The 19,569-nt window shown below is 72.6% G+C and carries 20 protein-coding genes; 5 read left to right on the plus strand and 15 right to left on the minus strand.

Annotated elements, in window-relative coordinates; translation table 11 throughout:
• Positions 1-6 precede the first annotated feature (6 nt).
• Positions 7-492 (minus strand): acyl-CoA thioesterase, encoded by a 486-nt coding sequence (locus tag ACJ6WD_RS23215; RefSeq protein WP_407616428.1) that lies wholly within the window; start codon positions 490-492, stop codon positions 7-9.
• Between the two features lie 172 nt (positions 493-664).
• Positions 665-1,201, minus strand: a complete 537-nt coding sequence (locus ACJ6WD_RS23220; protein ID WP_233659749.1) for a hypothetical protein — start codon at positions 1,199-1,201, stop codon at positions 665-667.
• 107 nt (positions 1,202-1,308) lie between these two features.
• Between ACJ6WD_RS23220 and ACJ6WD_RS23225 the strand changes: the two genes are divergently transcribed.
• Positions 1,309-1,617, plus strand: a complete 309-nt coding sequence (locus ACJ6WD_RS23225; protein WP_016573807.1) for a hypothetical protein — start codon at positions 1,309-1,311, stop codon at positions 1,615-1,617.
• A gap of 75 nt (positions 1,618-1,692) precedes the next feature.
• Here the strand turns inward: ACJ6WD_RS23225 and ACJ6WD_RS23230 are convergent, their stop codons facing one another.
• The 3 genes from ACJ6WD_RS23230 to ACJ6WD_RS23240 all read right to left on the minus strand — a co-directional run bounded on the left by ACJ6WD_RS23230 (position 1,693) and on the right by ACJ6WD_RS23240 (position 4,596).
• On the minus strand, positions 1,693-2,487 hold the full coding sequence (locus tag ACJ6WD_RS23230; protein WP_331247215.1) for a GntR family transcriptional regulator: 795 nt from the start codon (positions 2,485-2,487) through the stop codon (positions 1,693-1,695).
• Positions 2,488-2,497: 10 nt separating this feature from the next.
• Entirely contained in the window at positions 2,498-3,886 is a 1,389-nt protein-coding gene (locus ACJ6WD_RS23235; RefSeq protein WP_016573809.1) for a uracil-xanthine permease family protein, read from the minus strand.
• A gap of 254 nt (positions 3,887-4,140) precedes the next feature.
• Positions 4,141-4,596, minus strand: a complete 456-nt coding sequence (locus ACJ6WD_RS23240) for a phospholipase (protein ID WP_055582141.1) — start codon at positions 4,594-4,596, stop codon at positions 4,141-4,143.
• Between the two features lie 396 nt (positions 4,597-4,992).
• Here ACJ6WD_RS23240 and ACJ6WD_RS23245 point away from each other — a divergent pair, with 396 nt between their 5' ends.
• Both ACJ6WD_RS23245 and ACJ6WD_RS23250 read left to right on the plus strand, forming a co-directional pair.
• On the plus strand, positions 4,993-5,646 hold the full coding sequence (locus tag ACJ6WD_RS23245) for a DUF5995 family protein (RefSeq protein WP_103377441.1): 654 nt from the start codon (positions 4,993-4,995) through the stop codon (positions 5,644-5,646).
• A gap of 92 nt (positions 5,647-5,738) precedes the next feature.
• Entirely contained in the window at positions 5,739-6,671 is a 933-nt protein-coding gene (locus tag ACJ6WD_RS23250; protein WP_376442621.1) for a TIGR03619 family F420-dependent LLM class oxidoreductase, read from the plus strand.
• A 49-nt stretch (positions 6,672-6,720) separates the two neighbouring features.
• On the opposite strand, the gene ACJ6WD_RS23255 is transcribed toward ACJ6WD_RS23250, so the two are convergent.
• The 3 genes from ACJ6WD_RS23255 to ACJ6WD_RS23265 form a co-directional block, all read right to left on the minus strand.
• On the minus strand, positions 6,721-8,442 hold the full coding sequence (locus ACJ6WD_RS23255; protein WP_407616429.1) for a flavin monoamine oxidase family protein: 1,722 nt from the start codon (positions 8,440-8,442) through the stop codon (positions 6,721-6,723).
• A 185-nt stretch (positions 8,443-8,627) separates the two neighbouring features.
• Positions 8,628-9,434 (minus strand): carbon-nitrogen hydrolase family protein, encoded by an 807-nt coding sequence (locus ACJ6WD_RS23260; RefSeq protein ID WP_407616430.1) that lies wholly within the window; start codon positions 9,432-9,434, stop codon positions 8,628-8,630.
• 178 nt (positions 9,435-9,612) lie between these two features.
• Positions 9,613-10,527, minus strand: a complete 915-nt coding sequence (locus tag ACJ6WD_RS23265; protein ID WP_233659744.1) for a LysR family transcriptional regulator — start codon at positions 10,525-10,527, stop codon at positions 9,613-9,615.
• Positions 10,528-10,581: 54 nt separating this feature from the next.
• On the opposite strand from ACJ6WD_RS23265, the gene ACJ6WD_RS23270 reads away from it, so the two are divergent.
• Together ACJ6WD_RS23270 and ACJ6WD_RS23275 are read left to right on the plus strand one after the other, a co-directional pair.
• Positions 10,582-12,072: an MFS transporter gene (locus ACJ6WD_RS23270; protein ID WP_407616431.1), complete on the plus strand. Its 1,491-nt coding sequence runs from the start codon at positions 10,582-10,584 to the stop codon at positions 12,070-12,072.
• Between the two features lie 17 nt (positions 12,073-12,089).
• Entirely contained in the window at positions 12,090-12,617 is a 528-nt protein-coding gene (locus tag ACJ6WD_RS23275; protein ID WP_407616432.1) for a nuclear transport factor 2 family protein, read from the plus strand.
• A 71-nt stretch (positions 12,618-12,688) separates the two neighbouring features.
• On the opposite strand, the gene ACJ6WD_RS23280 is transcribed toward ACJ6WD_RS23275, so the two are convergent.
• The 7 genes from ACJ6WD_RS23280 to rpe all read right to left on the minus strand — a co-directional run bounded on the left by ACJ6WD_RS23280 (position 12,689) and on the right by rpe (position 19,450).
• A complete protein-coding gene (locus ACJ6WD_RS23280; RefSeq protein ID WP_016570648.1) occupies positions 12,689-13,144 on the minus strand; it encodes an Lrp/AsnC family transcriptional regulator in 456 nt (151 codons plus the stop codon).
• 10 nt (positions 13,145-13,154) lie between these two features.
• Complete coding sequence (locus ACJ6WD_RS23285) at positions 13,155-14,624, minus strand: amino acid permease (RefSeq protein WP_233659741.1); 1,470 nt, start codon at positions 14,622-14,624, stop codon at positions 13,155-13,157.
• Positions 14,625-14,976: 352 nt separating this feature from the next.
• Positions 14,977-16,440, minus strand: a complete 1,464-nt coding sequence (locus tag ACJ6WD_RS23290; RefSeq protein WP_233659740.1) for a GuaB1 family IMP dehydrogenase-related protein — start codon at positions 16,438-16,440, stop codon at positions 14,977-14,979.
• A gap of 160 nt (positions 16,441-16,600) precedes the next feature.
• Complete coding sequence (locus tag ACJ6WD_RS23295; RefSeq protein ID WP_233659739.1) at positions 16,601-17,044, minus strand: barstar family protein; 444 nt, start codon at positions 17,042-17,044, stop codon at positions 16,601-16,603.
• A complete protein-coding gene (locus ACJ6WD_RS23300) occupies positions 17,041-17,514 on the minus strand; it encodes a ribonuclease domain-containing protein (protein WP_407616433.1) in 474 nt (157 codons plus the stop codon). The genes ACJ6WD_RS23295 and ACJ6WD_RS23300 overlap by 4 nt, the downstream gene beginning before the upstream one ends.
• Before the next feature lie 58 nt (positions 17,515-17,572).
• Positions 17,573-18,562 carry a sugar-binding transcriptional regulator gene (locus ACJ6WD_RS23305; protein ID WP_016570653.1) on the minus strand — a complete coding sequence of 330 codons (990 nt, stop codon included), beginning with the start codon at positions 18,560-18,562 and terminating at the stop codon, positions 17,573-17,575.
• Positions 18,563-18,769: 207 nt separating this feature from the next.
• On the minus strand, positions 18,770-19,450 hold the full coding sequence (rpe, locus tag ACJ6WD_RS23310) for a ribulose-phosphate 3-epimerase (protein ID WP_233659738.1): 681 nt from the start codon (positions 19,448-19,450) through the stop codon (positions 18,770-18,772).
• Between the last annotated feature and the right edge of the window lie 119 nt (positions 19,451-19,569).

Genomic DNA, 19,569 nt, shown 5'->3' on the forward strand with positions numbered 1-19,569 from the left:
CGCGGCTCAGGCCGCGGCGGCCTCGTCGTCCGCCTGCTCCGGCCGGAGCAGGTCCGCGGCGATCGTCCGGGCCCGGTCCGACCACGGGGTGGGGCGCAGGGTCTGCGGGTCGACGCGGACCAGCACGCGGTGGCCCTGGGCGTGGGTCTCGGTGCCGTCGGCGCAGCAGAGCCGGAAGCCGTAGGTCAGGCTGGTGCGGCCGAGGCGTTCGACCCACAGGTGCGCGGCGTAGTGGCCGGCGCGGGTGACCGGGCGCTCGTAGGAGACCTTCATCTCCTTGATGACGTTGCACATGTCGCCCGCGGTCGCCCAGTCACCGTCGAAGCCGAAGCCGAGGCCGTGCCAGTACTCCGCCCAGGCGCGTTCGGCGAGCAGCGGGTAGCGGGAGTTGTGGAGCATGCCGAGCGCGTCGAGGTCGTCGAAGTGGACGGTGACGGGGACCAGTTGCCCGTAGGGGACGGGGGCGGCGGCCTGGAGGGGTTCGACGGTCACGGGTGGTGCTCCTGGGAATTCCGAGTGGGTGGTCCGGTGCGGGCGGCGCCGACGGTCCGGCGCGACGAGCCCGAGCCATAGTAAGCGGCTGCTTAGAATGGTTTGCGTCCGCCCGTGCACGACGGTCCCCGACGAGGCCCCCGCCGCCGCACCGCCCGCCGCACCCGGCCCCTCAGGCGGTCACGGTCTCGACGAGCCAGGCCAGCCCTCCCACCAGCGCCCCGTAGCCGGGGACGGCCAGGAGCGGCCAGGGAACGGGGCGGGGGACCAGCACCTTGGCGTGGAAGGCGAGGTCACGGTATTCCGGCATGCCCTCGGTGCCGGGGAGCACCATGAAGCGCGGCCGCACGGTGCAGAACAGCAGCCAGTCGATGACCAGCAGGTCGAACAGGGTCAGGGCGAGGAAGCCGGTGGCCCCCAGGACGAACGGCGGCAGGAAGCCCAGGCGTCCCTCGGTCCGGTCGTGCAGGTCCAGCACGCCGACCACCGGAACGGCGATGAACAGCGCGAGGTTCAGCAGGCCGGCCACCGCCGCGGTCCGCCGGCCGCGTGCGCTCTGCGTCCCGTACCGCTCCCTGATCGCGGGCGGGTAGTCGGAGAGCAGGGCGTCCCGTGCCACGAACAGGGAGCCGATGACGACCAGGGTGAAGAGGGACACCAGGACGAGGGCATAGCCCATGCTGACGCGAGCGATCACCGTGAAGCCCATGGCATCGGAGCCTAACGAGACCGTCGCCGCGCCCGTTCGTTTAGTGATCGTTTATTGCCGATCGACAGGATGTGCAGGGTCGAGAAGGATCGTTCACAGGGGACGGCATGGCCAAGCTGTATCTGGAGAAGCTCACGTGCGTCACGACTGAGGGCTGGGGCGGCTTCGACGAGCAGCGGCTCGTCGTCCAGGACCGCGGCACCGTCTGGAACGGAACGGTGCTGGGAGACCGGATGTACACCGTGAAGTACGACTGCGACTTCACGGGGACGATCGCCGTCTCCCTCGGGGAGACCGGCACCCCGGGCGGGGGCGGCGGACTCGGGGAGCAGTGGATCACGGACACGCCCGGCGAGCGCAGTCTGCGCTTCCGGGCGGACGGGGCGGAGTACCGGCTCCTGTACGCGGTGGAGTAGCAGGCCGACGGGTGGCGGGGCGACGCCCGCCGGGCCGCGGTCCCGCCGATCCGGCCCCGACCCGTCGGACCCGCCCTAGTCCCGCCCGCCCGCGCGCGGCCAGCGCGCGGTCTGCTCGTCGCGCGCCACCGCATACGTCACGGTGAAGCGATCGGCGGACATGCGGGTGCGGTTCACCTCCACGACCTGCTCCCCGACCCGGGACACCCGCGTGACCACCAGGACCGGCAGGCCGGCCCCGATCCGCAGGTGCCGCTGCTCGTGGTCGTCGGCCGGCCGGGCGGCCACCGTCTCCTCCCAGGAGAGCGCGGCGCCGAAGTGCTCTTCGATCCGGTCGTAGATGCCCCCGGGCCCGGTCTCGTCCGCACCGAGGACCGGGAGCCGGTCGACGAGCGTCATCGGGAGGTAGGACGTCGCCAGTTGCCAGGGGTGGGAGGCGTCCGGCGGGCCGATGGCGCGGTCCCTGATCAGCACGGGTTCGCCCGCGGCGACGCCGAGCAGCTCCGCCGCGTCGGCCGGCGGCGGGCCCACTTCCTGCGTCGGGGTGCCGACGCCGCGCCACTCCGCCGCGTTCGGGCCGAAGAAGTAGCCCCGCGCGTCGCGGCGGACGTGCCGGTCCCGGGCCACCGTCCGGGCGGGGGCCGCGGGGCGGATGAACGTGCCGCGGCGCCCCTCGCTGTACAGCAGCCCCTCCGACACCAGGTGCTGGACCGCGCGGTTGGTCGTCTGGCGAGCCACTTCGTAGCGGTCCTTCAGCCGGTCGATGCCGGGGATCGGCCGGCCGGTCGGCCAGACGCCGGCCTCCACGTCGGCGCGGATGCGCGCCGCGACCTCCCGGTATCCGGTCCGGTCCGACTCCTCGCGGGTCATCGTCCGTCTCCTATCGGTCGTTGCGGTCGGCGGAACTGTCGTAGTCGCTGGTCCCCGCGTCCAGCAGGGGCATGCGGCCCTGGCCGGCCGCCTGGGAGAGCCAGCGCAGCCCGTGATAGCCGGTCAGCACGATGAGCGTGCCCAGTGCGATGCCACTGAGTTCGAAGTGCTCCGTGAACTTCAGCGAGACGCCGCCGATCGCGATGATGATGCCGGCCGCGGCGGGAATGAGGTTCAACGGAACGGTGAAGTCGACCTTGTTCCGGATCCAGATCTGCGCGCCCAGCAAGCCGATCATGCCGTAGAGGATGACCGTGATGCCGCCGAGCACCCCGCCGGGGATCGCGGCGACCACCGCGCCGAACTTCGGGCACAGGCCGAAGAGGACGGCGAAGCCGGCCGCCGCCCAGTAGGCCGCGGTGGAGTAGACCCGGGTCGCCGCCATCACCCCGATGTTCTCGGCGTACGTCGTCGTGGCAGGACCGCCGACCGCCGTCGACAGGACCGTTGCCGTGCCGTCGGCGACGATGGCCAGCCCCATCTTGTCGTCCAGGTCGTCACCGGTCATCTCCCCGACCGCCTTGACGTGCCCGGTGTTCTCCGCGACGAGGGCCACCAGGACCGGGAGCGCCACCAACACGGCGGAGGCCGAGAAGTTCGGTGCGTGGAACGTCGGCAGCCCGATCCAGTCGGCCTTCTGGACACCGGAGAAGTCGATGCGCCAGTGGTCGGTCACCTTCCCCGCGCCGTTGGCCGCATGGATCATTCCGGTGGTGCGGTCGAGGATCCACGACAGCACGTAGCCGAAGACCAGGCCGAGGAAGATCGCGACCCGCGACCAGAAACCCCGGAGCACGACCAGGGCGAGGCCGGTGAACATCATGGTCGCCAGGGCCGTCCACTGGTCCTGCGGCCAGTAGGTCGAGGCCGTCACCGGTGCCAGGTTGAAGCCGATCAGCATCACGACGGCACCCGTCACGACGGGCGGGAGGACCGCATGGATCACCCGGGCCCCGAGGACGTGGATGACGATGCCGCAGCCCGCCAGACAGGCGCCGACGACGAGCATGGCGCCCGTCAGGGTGCCGGCGTCCCCGCCCTGACCGGCGATCACCGCGGACACGCCGACGAAGGAGAGCGACGACCCCAGGTAGCTCGGGATGCGCCCGCGCGTCACCACCAGGAAGAGCACGGTGGCGACGCCCGAGGCCATGAGGGCCAGGCTCGGGTCCAACCCCATGAGGACCGGGGCGACGAAGCACGCGCCGATCATCGAGACGACGTGCTGCGCGCCCAGCGCGATCGTGCGTCCCCACGTCAAGCGCTCCCCCGGCTTGACGACCTCCCCCGGCTTCAGGTGCCGCCCGTCCCCGTGAACCTTCCAGCGCAAGCCGACCATGAACGCTCTCCACTTCTGCGACGCCCTGCACGTCACAGAGCCGAGGGGATTCATAACCGAACCGCGGCTTTAGGACAAACTTGACCGCGACCGGCCGGCGATCCGCAGCACCGACCGCTTCCACCACGACGTCCACCACGACGTCCGCCGTGCAGCCGCCGCGCACGAGGGCACCGACCGCGGCCGGCGGGGCCCGGGCTTGCTCCGGAGGCGCGGGCGGGCGGTCGGGCCGCGCCCCCGAAGCGTGGCCACGGTTACTTTCCGAGCTTCTTGACGGCCTGGTAATACGTCCAGGCCAGCCCGTTGCAGGACGTCTTCTTCGCGCCGGAATAACCGGCGCAGACCCGCTTCAAATCCTCATACAGGGCACTGTCCAGGCGCGGCTTGTTGGCGGCGAAAGTGCCCGCCTTCTTGTAGTTGCGGTAGCCGAAGTCGTGCCGGGCGCAGGAGAGCTTGAAAGGGAAGCCGAAGGGGTTGTCCGGCGACTTGGAGCAATAGTCGGTGGACCAGTCGAAAGCGTAGGCGGCCCATTTTCCCTGAGCGTTGCGGGCCGCCAGCCAGTTGCCGTAACTGGCCGCGCTGGTCTGCGTGAAGCTGGCCATCACCTGCGGCTTGTCGGCGGGGACGGCCTGGGCCGGGGCGGCGGCCACGGCCAGCGCGGAGACCGCCAGCAGCGGCGTGACCAGCGCGGCGGCAAGTCTTCGGGACACGGATCAACCTCCGGAATTCTGCGCCGCGTTCAGGCGGCGTTTCCTGGGATGCCGAGTGGATATTGATTTCTCAAGGGACGCCGGGTGTGCGGGAGGTAGCGGGGACTGCTCCGCCGTCGGCCGCCCGGCCGGAAATGCGCAGCACGGATCACCGCGGTACGGAGAGCGCGGGAAGTGCACGGCGCACAACGGACGGGAAGTGCCTCAGGACGGCGCGCCGATTATTACGCCGATCCGGTCAACTCGCCATGGTCTTCGCCGTATTCGAGGTCTTCCCGATGTCACGCTGAGCGGATGACGACCCTTCAGCAGCACGGCGGCAACGGCCCGCAGCGCACCGCCGCAGGACCCGCCGACGGCGCCGCGAGCCCCACCGGACCCGCGGAGCAGGCGGGGGTGGCGCACGTACTGGCCCGGATGCGGGCGCTGGACCGGGCACTGCCCGCCGACGACGGGGTGGCCGTGTTCAACCGGGTCTACTTGACCGTCACCGAGGCCGTCGCCCAACGGGTGGGGGGCGGCGCCTTCGAGGACCCGGCGGCCGCCGGCGAGCTGGACGTCCAGTTCGCCCGCCGCTACTTCACCGCGGTGGACGCCGACGCCACCGGGCGGCGACCGCCGGCCTGTTGGCGGCCGCTGTTCCAGCTGCGCGGGCATCCCCGGGTCCGCCCGCTGCAGTTCGCGCTGGCCGGCATCAACGCCCACATCGGGCACGACCTCGCACTGGCCGTCGTGGACACCTGTCGGGCACTGGACTGCGAACCCCCGTCCCTGGAAGGCGACTTCGACCGCATCGGCACGATCCTGACCGGCCTGGAGGAGGGCATCCGGGAGACCCTGATGCCCGGCCCCGACCTCCTGGACGTCGCCGATCCACTCACCCACCTGATCGGCTCCTGGAGCCTGGACCGGGCCCGTGACGGCGCCTGGGCCGCGGCCCGCATGATGTGGGGAGTCCGCCGGCTGCCGGAGGTGGTGGAGGAGTTCGCCGACCGGCTGGACGCGAGCGTCGGGCTGATCGGCCGCTGTCTGCTGACCCCGCTGGGCTAACCGGCGGGCCCGGTGCGGCGGCGGGAGCGGGCCCGCCACGTCCGGCGTCGGCTTCGTTCCGCCGCCGGGCACCGCGTCGTAAGGTGCGCCCCATGACGTTACGACTGGGACTGGGGCTGCCCCAGATGCCGCAGTACGATCCGCGGCGCGCGGTGCGGGAGGTGGCCCGCGCCGCGGAGGTCATCGGCTTCGACAGCGTCTGGGTCTTCGAGCGGACGGTGTTCCCGCGCGCGCCGCTCGACGGGCTGTACGGCGTGCCGGACCTGCCCTGGCCCGACTTCTACCAACGGTGCGCCGACCCGCTGGTGGCCCTCGCGCTGGCCGCCGCCGTCACCGACCGGGTCAGGTTGGGCAGCAGCGTGCTGGTCTCCGGGCTGCACGCGCCGTTCCCGCTCGCCCGGACGCTGGCGTCGCTGGACGCGGCCAGTGGCGGACGGGTGCTGGCGGGGCTGGGAACGGGCTGGTCGCAGGACGAGTACCGGGCCGCCGGGATCACCCCGTACGCCGACCGCGGCGCCCAGTTGGACGAGGTGTTGGACGTCTGCGCCGCCGTCTGGGGACCCGATCCGGTCGCCTACCGGGGGCGCTGGACGGAGATCGCCCCGGCCTCGGTCGGGCCCAAACCGGCCCGCCCGATCCCCGTCTACCTCGCCGGGGGCGGCGGCCGGGCCCTGGACCGGGTGGCGCGGCGCGCCGACGGCTGGCTCCCGGCACACCTGACGGGCGAGCGGCTGGCCCCGCTCCTGGCCCGGCTGACCGGCGCGGCCGAGCGCCACGGCCGGGACGCGGCGGAGCTGGACGTCGTGCTGCGGGTCGGGGTCGAGCTGACCGACGCGCCGCTGCCGAAGGCCGGGCGCCCGCCGTACACCGGCAGTCACGAGCAGGTGCTGGCGGACCTGGCCGGTGCCGCGGACGCCGGGGCGCGGGAGGTGCTGGTGGACCTCCAGGTGCACTGCCGCGACGGCGCGGAGCTGGCCGACCGGGCCGCCGAACTCCACGGCCGCATCCGCGCGGCCGGCCTGTGACGGCGGTGGGCGGGCCCGCGTCGTGCGGGCCCGCCCACCGGTATGGGGCTCAGTCCTCCGGGAGCTCCACCGGCGCGATCGCGTCGTAGACGTCGCCCGGGCCGGGGTTGGCCGCGTCGGTGCCGCCGCCGAGGTGGTGCATCACGCCCCACACCGCGTTCAGCGCGGTCTGGATGGCGCCCTCGGCCCAGCCGGCCGTCCAGGAGATGTCGTCGCCGGCGAGGAAGATGCCGCGCTTGTCCTCCGGGAGCAGCTCCTGCATGAAGTGGGTGAACAGGCGCCGCTGGTAGCGGTAGTGGCCGGGCAGGTTGGCCTTGAACGCACCCATGAAGTAGGGCTCGTTCTCCCAGGACACGGTCACCGGGTTGCCGATGATGTGCTTCCGGATGTCGACCTTCGGGTAGATCTCGCCGAGCGACTTGAGCATGACCTCCATGCGCTCGTTCGCCGACAGCGGCAGCCACTTCAGGCTGTCGTCGCACCAGGTGTAGGAGAGGCAGATGACGGCCGGCTGGTCCGGTCCGTTGTCGAGGAGGTACGTCCCGCGCGTCATGCGGTCGGTGAGGGTCATCGACATCACGTCGCGGCCCGTCTCGTTGCCCTCGTCGTCGACGGCCTTGTCCAGCCAGAACGGCCGGTCCACGGGCACGAAGAGCTTGCTGGACTCCATGTAGTGGGTGCGCTCGATCGCCGTCCAGTGGTCGATCGGGAACAGGTCGTCGTCGCAGTCGATCTTCGACAGCAGCATCCAGCTCTGCGCGGTGAAGACCACGGCCTTGTACGAGCGGATGTCGCCGGAGGCGTCGGTGACGGTGACGTGGTTGCCGGCGGTGCGGTGCAGCCGGGTGACGGCCGGCCGGGGGGCGCCGCCGTGCAGCGACGACAGCGAGGTGCCCGGGGCCCAGTACACGATCTTGGCCGGCTCGCGCTCCCACAGGCGCAGCGGCAGCTGCTGGGAGCCGCCGACGATGCCGCGGTGGTGGTCGTCGGCCTCGGTGTAGACGACCCGCAGGATCTCCAGGATGGAGTTGGGGAAGTCGGTGTCCCAGCCGCCGGTGCCGAAGCCGACCTGGCCGAAGATCTCGCGGTGCCGGAAGGAGGTGAACGCCTCGGAGTCGCAGAGGAAGCCGTAGAAGGTCTGGTTGTCGAGCTTCTCGACGAGCTTCGCCCAGATCTCGCGGATGCGCGGCACGTCGCGCTCGCGCATCGCCTGGTTCATGTCGGAGAAGTCGGCGCCCTCCTCCAGGCAGGCGTTCCACGCCTCGGCGACCTGGCGGTAGACCGGGGGCAGGTCGTCGACGGTCTCCGCGTAGTGGGACTCGCCCTTGAGGTCGACGACGGTGGAGGGGGTGGACTCGGCGAGCGGGTTGGGGAACGGCCTGGTCGTCAGGCCCACCAGGTCGATGTAGTGCTGGAGCGCCGTCGAGGACGGCGGGAAGCGCATCGCGCCCAGCTCGCAGTTGAGCACGCTCTCGTCGGCCGCGGCGGAGCAGCCGTCGAAGCCGACGGTGCGCAGCCGGCCGCCTATCTGGTCCGCCTCGTAGACGACGGGCTTGAGGCCCATCTTCATGAGCTCGTACGCGGTGACGATGCCGGAGAGGCCGCCGCCGACGATGGCGACCTCGGTGCCGTGCTCGGTCGCCGGGATCTGGCCGAGGCCCGCCGGGTGGGCGAGGAAGTCGTCGTACGCGTAGGGGAAGTCCGGGCCGAACATGGTGATCGGCGGCTGCGCGGTGGTGTGCGGGACGGCGGGGGGCACCGTGGACGTCATCGGGGCGGACTCCTTGCGGGCAGGGCGGTCGTATCAGGGCGTATCGGGCACGGGTGGGCGTGCCGGGGCGCGGGCGTGCGCGGTGGGCCGGTCCGGGGCGCGGGCGTGCGCGGTGGGCCGGTCCGGGGCGCGACGGCGCCCGTCGCCACGGGGCGGGCGGGGCCGTCGAAGGCGGCGGGCGCCGGTCAGACGAGGTCGGTGTAGAGCTCCGGCCTCCGGTCGTGCAGGTAGGGGTTGTTCTCCCGGGCTTCCTTCAGGAAGGCCGGGTCGACCGCGGCCTGCACCAGTTGCTCGGAGCGTCCGGCGCGGGTGCGCACGACGCCGTCCGGTCCGGCCAGGCAGCTGAGGCCGACGAACTCGAACTCGCCCTCCGCGCCGACCCGGTTGACGTAGGCGACGTACAGCTGGTTCTCGAAGGCACGCACCGGGATCACCTGCTCCGGCACGATCTGGAAGGGGTGCATCTGCGCGGTGGGCACCAGCAGCAGGTCGGTCCCGGCCAGCGCGTGCGCCCGGACGTTCTCCGGGAACTCCACGTCGTAGCAGATCAGCAGGCCGATCCGGATCCCGTCCAGTTCGGCCTGGACGACCGCGCGCTCCCCCGGGGTGAACCACTCGCGCTCGAAGCAGCCGAAGAGGTGGGTCTTGCGGTAGTTGGCGAGCGCCGTGCCGTCGGGGCCGACGAGCTGGGCTGCGTTGTAGACCGTGCCGGCCGCTTCGGGGTCGCGCTCGGGGTAGCCGTAGAGCACCGCGATGCCGTGTTCGGCGGCGATCCGGCCCACCGCCCGGGCGCTGTCGCCGTCGGCCGGCTCGGCGAGGCGGTGCACGTCGCCGCCGATCGCGTAGCCGGTGAGGAAGAGCTCGGGGCAGGCGAGCAGCCGGGCGCCGGTCGCGGCCGCCGTGCGGGCCGCGTCGGCGAGCACCCGCAGGTTGTGCGCGACGTCGCCGGGCCGTCCCGAACTCTGGAGCAGGGCGGTGTGCAGCGGCGACATGGGACCCCTCGGCGGTGGCGGTTCGGGTGGGACGCAATGACGGTACGGTCCGCTGCCGATTCCGGACAAGGCGCCACCGTTGCGTGCCGAGGAACGATTCGTTGCGCGTTCAAGGGCCACCGCGGCGATTCGTTGCACGGGGCATCCGGCCAGGTCGGGTGGGTACCGGCGGGGTGATTCAGGCCACCCCGGCGGCCAGCGTCGCGCGCACCAGGCCGCGCAGCCACCGGTGGCCCGGGTCGGCGTCCTGGCGCGGGTGCCAGGCCATCGCCATCGGCATCGGCGGCAGGTCCAACGGGATGGGCAGCGCGCACAGGCCCAGGTCGCGGATCAACGAGGCCGCGGTCCGCGCCGGCACCATGCCCACCACGTCGCTGTCCCGCACCATCATCAGCGCCGCCGTCACGGTCGGCACGGTGGTGACCACCCGGCGACGCAGCCCGTGTTCGGCCAGCGCGGTGTCGATGGGTCCGGTCAGCCGGCCGCGCCGGGAAAAGTTGAGGTGCGGGGCGGCGGCGAACCGGCGGGCGGTCAGTGCCTGGTCGGTCAGCGGGTGGCCCGCGCGGACGACCGCGACCGCGTGGTCGTCGTACAGCCGCGCTGTGCGGATCTCCGGCTCGCGGCTGTCGATCACGCCCAGTTCCAGGTCGGCCGCCCCGTCCCGGAGGACGGGCACGTCGACGTGGCTCTCGCCGAGGAAGCGCAGCACCACCCCGGGCGCCTCGCGGGCGACCCGGGCGACCAGCGCGGGCCCGAGGGCGGTGACGAACAGGTCGCCGGTGTGCAGCGCGAAGACCCGGGTGAGCTGCGCCGGATCGGCCGGGGCGGACGGGGCGAGCACCCCCTGCGCCGCCTCGACCAGCCGGCGCACCTCGGCCTTGATCTCCAGTGCGCGGGGCGTCGGCACCATGTGGCGGCCGGCCCGGACCAGGACCGGGTCGCCGATGGTCCGGCGGATCCGGCCCAGCGCCCGGCTCATGGCCGGTCCGGAGAGCCCGAGCCGGTCGGCGGCGGCGGTGACGCTCTCCTCTTCCAGGAGCGCGTCCAGGGCGGTCAACAGGTTGAAGTCGATGTTTGCGTTTCGCGCAATCATGGAGTGCACACCTTGCATTTGAGATCAACTGAACGGCACCCTAGCGTCCCGGGCATGACCACGTCAGCACCGCCGCCGCCCGGCGGCCCCTCGCCCCGGGGCGCCGGTCGGCGCTCCGTCACCGCCGCGATGTGCGCCGGCGTCCTGGTGGCCCAGTCCCTGGTGGCCGCGATGAACCTGGCCATCCCGAAGATCGCCGCGAGCGACCTGCACCCCACCCCCGCCCAACTCCTCTGGGTCGTCGACACCTACGTCCTGGTCTTCGCCGGGCTGCTGATCCCGGCCGGCGCGCTCGGCGACCGGTTCGGCCGCAAGGGCACCCTGCTCACCGGCCTCGCCGTCTTCGGCACCGGCGCGCTGCTGAGCGCCCTCGCACCGACCCTCCCCGTCCTGCTGGCGGGCCGCGCCGTCTCCGGGGCCGGCGCCGCGTTCCTGGTCCCGGCCACCATGTCGGTACTGCTGTACGCGTCCCCGCCCGACCGGAAGGCCACCGCGATCGCGGCGTGGAGCACGGCGATGGGCGTCGGCGGGATGGCCGGCAACGCGGGCGGCGCGCTGATCCTCCAATTCCTGCCCTGGCAGGGGCTGTTCTGGGGGTACGTGCCGCTGGCGCTGATCCTGTTCGGCTGGGTGGCGCGGTCCGCGCCGCGGGTGCCGCGACAGACCGCGGCGCTGGACCTGCCGGGCTCGGTGCTGCTGGTCGCGGGGTCCTTCGCGCTGCTCTTCGGCATCATCGAGGGCCCCGGGCTGGGCTGGGCCTCGGCCCCGGTGCTCGGCTCCTTCGCGCTGGCTCTGGTGCTCCTCGCGGTCTTCGTGCGCCACGGTCTCAGGTCCGCGCACCCGGTGCTGGACCCCCGGCTGTTCCGGCTGCCGCGGCTGCGCGCCGGCAGCGCCGGGATCGCCGTCGGCTTCTTCGGGATGTTCGCGCTGTTCTACGTCAACGCGCAGTTCCTTCAGTACGTGAAGGGCTACTCGCCGCTGCGGACGGGCTTCGCGCTCGTGCCGATGGCGTTCGGGATGATGGTGCTGACGCGGTACGGCATGCGCCTGGCCCGGCGGATCGGCGAGGCCCGGACCGCCGGCGCGGCGCTGGTGCTGATAGCCACCGGCCTGCTGCTGCTCGCCACCTCGGGCGCCGGCACCCCCTACCCGCGCTACTTGGCGTACCTGCTGGTGCTGGCGGCCGGCGCGGGCCTGGCGATGCCGACGCTGTCGCACGCGATCGTGGCGTCCGTGCCGGCCCACCAGGCGGGCATGGGCTCCGGACTCCAGGGCGCGGCACGGGAGTTGGGCGCGGCACTGGGCATCGCCGTGGTGGGCACCGCACTGTCGGTGCGCTATGCGACGGGCACCGCGCACGGGTCCTCCGCGGCGGTCGCGTTCGCCGACGCCGCGGCCCTGGGCTACCGGATCGCGGCCGTCGTGGTGCTGGTCGTGGGCGCCGCCGTGACGGTCGGGCTCCGGGCCCGGCGGCCCGCCGCCGGCATCCCGTCGCCCGCGCCCGAAGTGCCCGCCTCGCCACCCCTTGACCTCAAGTCCACTTGAGGTCGCAGGATCGTCGCATGATCCCCAACGAGGCCACCGCCGCCACCACCGATCCGACCGCCGAGTCCACCGCGCTCCGCACGGCACGACAGCTCCAGCACCTCACCGACCGCGCCGACATCACCGACCTGTTGGACCGCTACCTGCGCTCGCTCGACGAGGGGGTCCTCGACGAGGCGTGGGGACGCGCCTTCTACACCGAGGACGCCACCGCCGAGATGCCCATCGGCACCGTCCGGGGCCGGGACGCGGTGGTGCGGCGGATCCGGGAGGGGATGGCACTGTTCGACCGCACCATGCACCTGGGCGGCAACCCCGTCATCGACGTCGACGGCGACCGGGCCACCGTCCACGGGGCCCAACTGAGCACCCACGTCCTGGCGGACGGCTCCGGGGCCCTCTTCCTCTCGGGCGGTCGCGCCGACAACACCCTGGTGCGGACCCCGGACGGCTGGCGGATCGCCACGTCCGCGCTGCGCATCGCGTGGACGCAGGGCACCCCGCCGCACCTGCCGCCGGACCGGGGCCCGGTGGCGGCCGCCTAGGGCCACGGCGCCCGGCCTCCGGGCCGCCCGGCGCACCGGCAGCGGGCACAGCCGACCCGCAGGAGCCGTCCCTAGCTCGGCGCGCCCGCCCCGTAGCGGCGCAGCAGCGGGGAGAGGACCAGGACGGACTTGGTGCGTTCGACGAACGGTTCGCCGGCGATCCGTTCCAGTACCCGCTCGAAATGCCGCATGTCGGACGCGAAGACCTGCACGAGGGCGTCCGCCTCACCGGTCACGGTGGAGGCGGACGCCACTTCGGGATAGCGCGACAGACCGCGGTGGATCGCGTCGGGCGAGGTGTTGCGGCGGCAGAAGATCTCGATGAACCCCTCGGTCTCCCAGCCGAGGGCGGCGGGGTCGACGCGCACCGTGAATCCGGTGATCGCGCCGTCCGCCCGCAGTCGGTCCACCCGGCGCTTGACCGCCGGGGCGGACAGCCCGACCTCCTGGCCGATGTCCGCGTAGCTGCGGCGGGCGTCCTCGGCGAGGGCGTGGACGATGCGTTCGTCGAGATCGTTCAGTCGCACTGCGGGTGGGTCACTTCTCTGCGGTGGCCAATCGGGAGCGGCGCATGCCGTATCCGAAGTAGATCACAAGGCCGACCGCCATCCAGACACCGAAGACCACCCAGGTCACCGGGCCGAGGCTGCCCATCATGTAGAGGCAGAGCAGGAAACCGATCGCCGGGAAGACCGGCGCGAACGGCGTGCGGAAGGCCCGCGGCATGTCCGGCCGGGTCCGGCGCAGCACGATCACGGCCACGTTGACCAGCGCGAACGCGAAGAGCGTGCCGATGCTGGTGGCGTCGGCGAGCTCGCCGAGCGGCACCGCGGCGGCCAGCACACCGCAGAAGAGGGAGACGAGGACGGTGTTCACCCGGGGGACGCCGCTCTTGGGGTGAACCTTGGAGAACACCTTGGGCACCAGGCGGTCCCGGGACATCGCGAACAGGATCCGGGTCTGGCCGTAGAGCACGGTCAGCACCACGCTCGCGATGGCGACGACGGCGCCGAAGGCCAGCAGCACCGACCAGTAGCCCTGACCGGTGACGGTCTTGAGGATCCCGGCCAGCGCCGCCTCCGAGCCCTTGAACTCCTGCCACGGCAGGGCGCCCACCGCGATGGCCGCGACCAGGCAGTACAGGGTGGTGACGATGATCAGCGACAGCATGATCGCGCGGGGCAGGTCGCGCTGCGGGTTCTTGGCCTCCTCCCCCGCCGTGGAGGCGGCGTCGAAGCCGATGTAGGAGAAGAACAGCGTGGCGCCGGCGGCGCTGACCCCCGCCATGCCCATCGGCATGAAGTTGGCGTAGTTGCCGGACTTCACGCCCTGGATCGCGACGCCGCAGAAGAGCAGCAGCGTGAGGATCTTGACGATCACCATGATGGTGTTGGCCCGGGCGCTCTCCCGGGCGCCGCCCAGCAGGAACACCATCGCCAGCAGCACGACCAGGAGCGCGGGCAGGTTGAAGTAGCCGCCCTGGCCCGGCGGCGCGGAGAGCGCGGCGGGGATGGTGACGCCCAGCGTGCCGTCGAGGAACTCGTTGAGGTACTGGCCCCAGCCGACCGCGACGGCGGCCACCGAGACGCCGTACTCCAGGATCAGGCACCAGCCGCAGACCCAGGCGATCAGCTCGCCGAGGGTGGCGTAGGCGTAGGAGTAGGACGAGCCGGAGACCGGGATGGTGCCGGCCAGCTCCGCGTAGGAGAGCGCGGAGAACAGGGCCGTGATGCCGGCGATGACGAACGAGAGCACGACCGCCGGGCCGGCGTCCGGCACGGCCTGGCCGAGGACCACGAAGATGCCGGTGCCGAGCGTGGCACCGATGCTGATCATGGTCAGCTGCCAGACGCCCATGGAGCGGCGGAGCGTTCCCCCCTCGCCCTGGCCGCCCTCGGCGACCAGCCGCTCGACCGGCTTGCGGCGCATCAACCGAGCGCCGAGTCCGCCGGCGGGCGGCGGGGAAGAGCTGCCCCCTGAGGGTGGGACGGCGCCGTTCTCCAACACTGGGGGCTCCTTCATCACTGCCGGTCAGACTGACACATTCCGGCACATTCTGGGGAGAAGACCGCAGCGGTCGGGCAGGCAGGACGAACCACCCTGCAGCAGGAGACCGCCGAGCAGGCGGTCTCCGCCACTCCACGTACAGCGCATGACACTACGGCCCCTCGTTGACCTGCCGTAATGCAGGATCCTTGCGCAACCACGGTGGTTCGTTGCGCACGGCGGCGAAGGGCGGCGGAATGTTGCGCTCCGCTGCAGTCAATCACGCCGGTCGCCGCAGAACGCCACCGGCCCCGCACCAGGTCGGTGCGGGGCCGGTGAGCGGCGCGTGCGAAGCCGGAAGCCGGCTCGGCGGTCAGTTCCAGCTGTTGTGCAGCGGCTTGCCCTCGGCGTAACCGGCGGCGCTCTGGACGCCGACCACGGCCTTCTCGGCGAACTCCGCCAGGGAGCCGGCGCCGGCGTAGGTGCAGGAGCTGCGGACGCCGGCGATGATCGAGTCGATCAGGTCCTCGACGCCCGGACGAGCCTGGTCGACGAACATCCGGGAGGTGGAGATGCCCTCCTCGAACAGCGCCTTGCGGGCGCGGTCGTAGGACGACTCCTCGCTGGTGCGGTTGCGCACCGCACGCGCCGAGGCCATCCCGAAGCTCTCCTTGTACGGCCGGCCGTCGGCGGTGTGCTGGAGGTCGCCCGGCGACTCCAGGGTGCCGGCGAACCACGAACCGATCATGACGTTGGACGCCCCCGCGGCCAGCGCCATGGCCACGTCGCGCGGGTGCCGGACGCCACCGTCGGCCCAGACGTGCTTGCCGTACTTGCGGGCCTCGGCGGCGCACTCCAGCACCGCGGAGAACTGCGGACGACCGACACCGGTCATCATCCGGGTGGTGCACATCGCGCCGGGACCGACACCGACCTTGATGATGTCCGCGCCGGCCTCGATGAGGTCGCGCACGCCGGAGGCGGCGACGATGTTGCCCGCGACGATCGGGACCTGCGGGTCCAGCGCCCGGACCGCCTTGACCGCGCTGATCATCGATTCCTGGTGGCCGTGCGCGGTGTCCACGACGAGGGTGTCCACGCCGGCCTCCAGCAGCGCCTTGGCCTTGCCGGCCACGTCGCCGTTGATGCCCACGGCGGCCGCGATGCGCAGCTTGCCGGCGTCGTCGGTGGCGGGGCTGTAGAGGGTCGCGCGCAGCGCGCCCTTGCGGGTCAGGATGCCGACCAGCCTGCCGTCCGCGTCGACCGCCGGGGCCAGCTTGCGGTGGGCGGCGTCGAGGCGGTTGAACGCCTCGCGGGGATCGATGTCGGCGTCCAGGACCAGCAGGTCCTTGGACATGACCTCGGACACCTGGGTGAAGCGGTCCACGCCGGCCAGGTCGTGCTCGGTGACGACGCCGATCGGGCGGCCGCCCTCGACGACGATGCCCGCGCCGTGCGCCCGCTTCGGCAGCAGCGACAGCGCGTCCGCCACGGTCGAGACCGGGGACAGCACGATCGGCGTGTCCAGCACCAGGTGGCGCTGCTTGACCCAGGTGACGACGTCGGTGACGACGTCGATCGGGATGTCCTGGGGGATGACGACCAGACCACCGCGGCGGGCCACGGTCTCGGCCATGCGACGACCGGCGATCGCCGTCATGTTGGCGACCACGAGCGGGATGGTGGTGCCGGAGCCGTCGCGCGAGGCGAGGTCCACGGCCTGGCGGGAGCCCACCGACGAGCGGCTGGGCACCATGAACACATCGTCGTAGGTCAGGTCGTAGGGCACCGAAGAACTCTCTTCGAGGGCGCCGTTCTTCGGATTGAGGAATCGCATACCGCCAGGATACGGGCCCTGACCAGGACTCATGTGATGGTCCTACGACCGCGCGAGCCGTGTGTGCGATCCGCCAAGCCGCCGTCCACCCACCGGACCGCCACCTCACGCGACGCACGCGTAACGTCGCAGAGCGCCGCTACCGGGGGTGGCGCCCGTCCTACGCCCCCTGCCGTCCCCGCCCGCCGGCCATGATCACCGCGAGGCCGGTGTCGGTGTCCCGCCAGTGCCCGACGGCGTCCGCGAGCACCCCCTCCACCACGCTCCAGTCCTCCGGCACGGCGGCCGCGTACCCCTGCCAGCCGGTGATGACCAGCAGCCGGCCGCGCGCCGGCGGGCACCAGGACAGATCGGTGAGGCAGTCGGCCAGCGCGTCCCAGTTGTGGCCGAAGTACGCGGGGAAGTCCAGGGCCGCCGCGCACCGCTGGAGGAAGTCGGCCTTGTCCGCGACGCCGGCGAGGTCGAGTGCGGCACCGGTCCACCCCGCGTCGCGGGCCGCGGCCAGGGCGTCCGCGATCGGGCGGTCGGCGGGCCAGGGCAGCACCCCCGCGGGCGTCCGCCCGTCGAGCACCGCGGCCAGCGCCCGGGGCACCTCGGCGCTCACCGCGGCACCGCCTTGAAGCTCTTGTAGTGGTCGTCGGTGTAGAAGAACTCGTGGTGCTTGCCGGTGATCAGGCGCCGGGCACCGCGGTTGCGGGCACCCGGGGTGTCGACCGTGTACTCGTGGTAGTAGCCGCGCGGTTCCTTGGGCAGCTGCTTCTCGTAGTTGCCGAAGACGGTGCCGTCCTTGGGGTACGGGAACGGCCCCCCGGCGTCGATCAGCTTCAGGGTGTGCTGCGCCTCGGCGGGCAGCCGGCCCGCCGGCACGGTCGGCAGGCCCTTCGCCCAGCCCGGTGCGGCGCCGTCGCCGGACGACCGGCCGCCGGCCGTGCTCGTCGCGGACGGCCGGTGCGTGCCGGCCGAACTCCCTTTGCCGTCACCGCCGGTGGAACAACCGGTCAGGACGAGCAGCAGCCCGGCGAGCAGCGCGCCGAGAACGGCGGCGGCCCGGCGCGGGGCGGTGTGGATCAGCATGCGCCGATGCTGTCACAGCCGCGCGCCGGCTGCCCGCCGACGAACGCGCCGGGCCCGCTCACTTGCCGTCGGGGTCCGCCCGGTCCAGGGCCGGCCGCGGACCGGGGCCGGTCTCCAGCAGCAGGTGGTCGGCGGCGGCGGTGTCGGTCACCAGGCTCGTCACCAGTCCGGAGCGCAGCACCGCGCCGATGGCCGCGGCCTTGCGGCGGCCGCCGGCGATCGCCACCACCTCCGGGATGCGGCGCAGCCGGTCCGCCTCGACGGTGATGCACCGCTCGCCCAGGTCCCGGCCGATCCGCCGGCCCTCGGCGTCGAAGAGGTGCGCGGACATCTCGGCGGCCGCGCCCAGCGAGGCGTAGTGCTCGCGCTCCTCCTCGGACAGCATGTCGTAGACGGTCGAGACGCCCGGCTCCCACGAGCCGATGGAGACGCAGGCGACGGTGACCTTGTCGAAGTACTCGAAGGCGCGGGCGATGCCGGTCTGGCCGCGCAGCGCGGCGGCGGTCGCCGAGTCGGGCAGCAGCATCGGCGCGTAGATCGGGTGCGCCTCGCCGCCGGAGACGTCGGCCGCGCGACGGACCGCCTCGACCGAACCGCGGTCGGCGGTGCCGGCGTCGTAGACCCCGGTCAACTGCACGACCGTGCACGGCGGAAGCTGGTGCAGGGCGGCGGCCATGTGGATCGTCGAGCGGCCCCAGGCCAGGCCCAGCACGTCGCCCTCGGCGACGAGTTCGCCGAGCAGGTCGGCGGCCACCTCGCCGAGGTTCTCCGGGTCGGCGGCGTCCTCGGAGGCGTCCGCGGGCGATTCGACGACGACCGCGTGCCGCAGGCCGTAGCGGGCACGCAGGGCGTCGGAGCGCTCCGCGTCGAGTTCGGAGGGCACCCGGATCTCGATCCGTACGAGATCACGCTCCAGGGCCGTCTCCAGGACGCGGGCGACCTTGAAGCGGCTGACGCCGAACTCCTCCGCGATCTGGATCTTGGACTTGCCCTCAAGATAGAAGCGGCGGGCCATGGCCGCAGCCTGCACCAGCTCGGCGGGGCCCATTCCGGACTGCGGGCGGCTGGCTACCACGAAATTCTCCCCTTTTGCGCATCTGATCGAGTCTTTGCTCATCCTTTCAGAAACCCGAGGTGTACGGGGACCACGAGCGGCACGCCGGGCGTGAACGCTCGGTGGCCGCCAGGTCAACCAAGGGCACGGGGCGCACCGGACGCACTGCTTCCGGTCCCCGTACTGAGCGGGCCGCCCCGCTCAGTGGGCGCAGCCCCAACTCCCGGCCGTCGCCGCCTCGGCCTTCTCCCGCAGGTCACGGACGGCCTTGGCCGGATCGTCGGCGCCGTAGACCGCGGAACCCGCCACGAACACGTCGGCGCCGGCCTCCGCGCACCGCTCGATGGTCTCCGCCGAGACGCCGCCGTCCACCTGGAGCCACATCTGCAGGCCGTGCCGCGAGATCAGCTCACGGGTGCGACGGATCTTCGGCAGCATGATGTCCAGGAACGACTGACCGCCGAAGCCGGGCTCGACGGTCATGATCAGCACCATGTCGAGCTCGGGCAGCAGGTCCTCGAACGGCTCGATCGGGGTGGCCGGCTTGAGCGCCATCGACGCCCGCGCGCCCTTGGCCCGGATCTCCCGCGCCAGCCGCACCGGCGCCCCGGCCGCCTCCGCGTGGAAGGTGACCGAACCGGCCCCGGCCTCCACGTACTGCGGCGCCCAGCGGTCCGGGTCCTCGATCATCAGGTGCAGGTCGAGGGGGGTGTCCGTCGCCTTGCTCAGCGACTCGACGATCGGCACGCCGAGGGTGAGGTTGGGGACGAAGTGGTTGTCCATCACGTCGACGTGGAGCCAGTCGGCGCCCTCGACGGCCTTCGCCTCCTCGGCGAGGCGGGCGAAGTCGGCGGACAGGATGCTGGGGTTGATCAAGGCCATGCCCCCAGTATGGCGGTCCGTGCCCGGACCGACCGCGCCCGGGCGGGGAGAGCCCCGTCACCCGGCCCGCGGGCGCGCACCGGACCGCCCCGGCCGGGCGCGCGGCCCGGCCGGGGCGG

The organism is Streptomyces sp. VTCC 41912 (assembly GCF_045799175.1).
GTDB lineage: Bacteria > Actinomycetota > Actinomycetes > Streptomycetales > Streptomycetaceae > Streptomyces > Streptomyces albulus_C.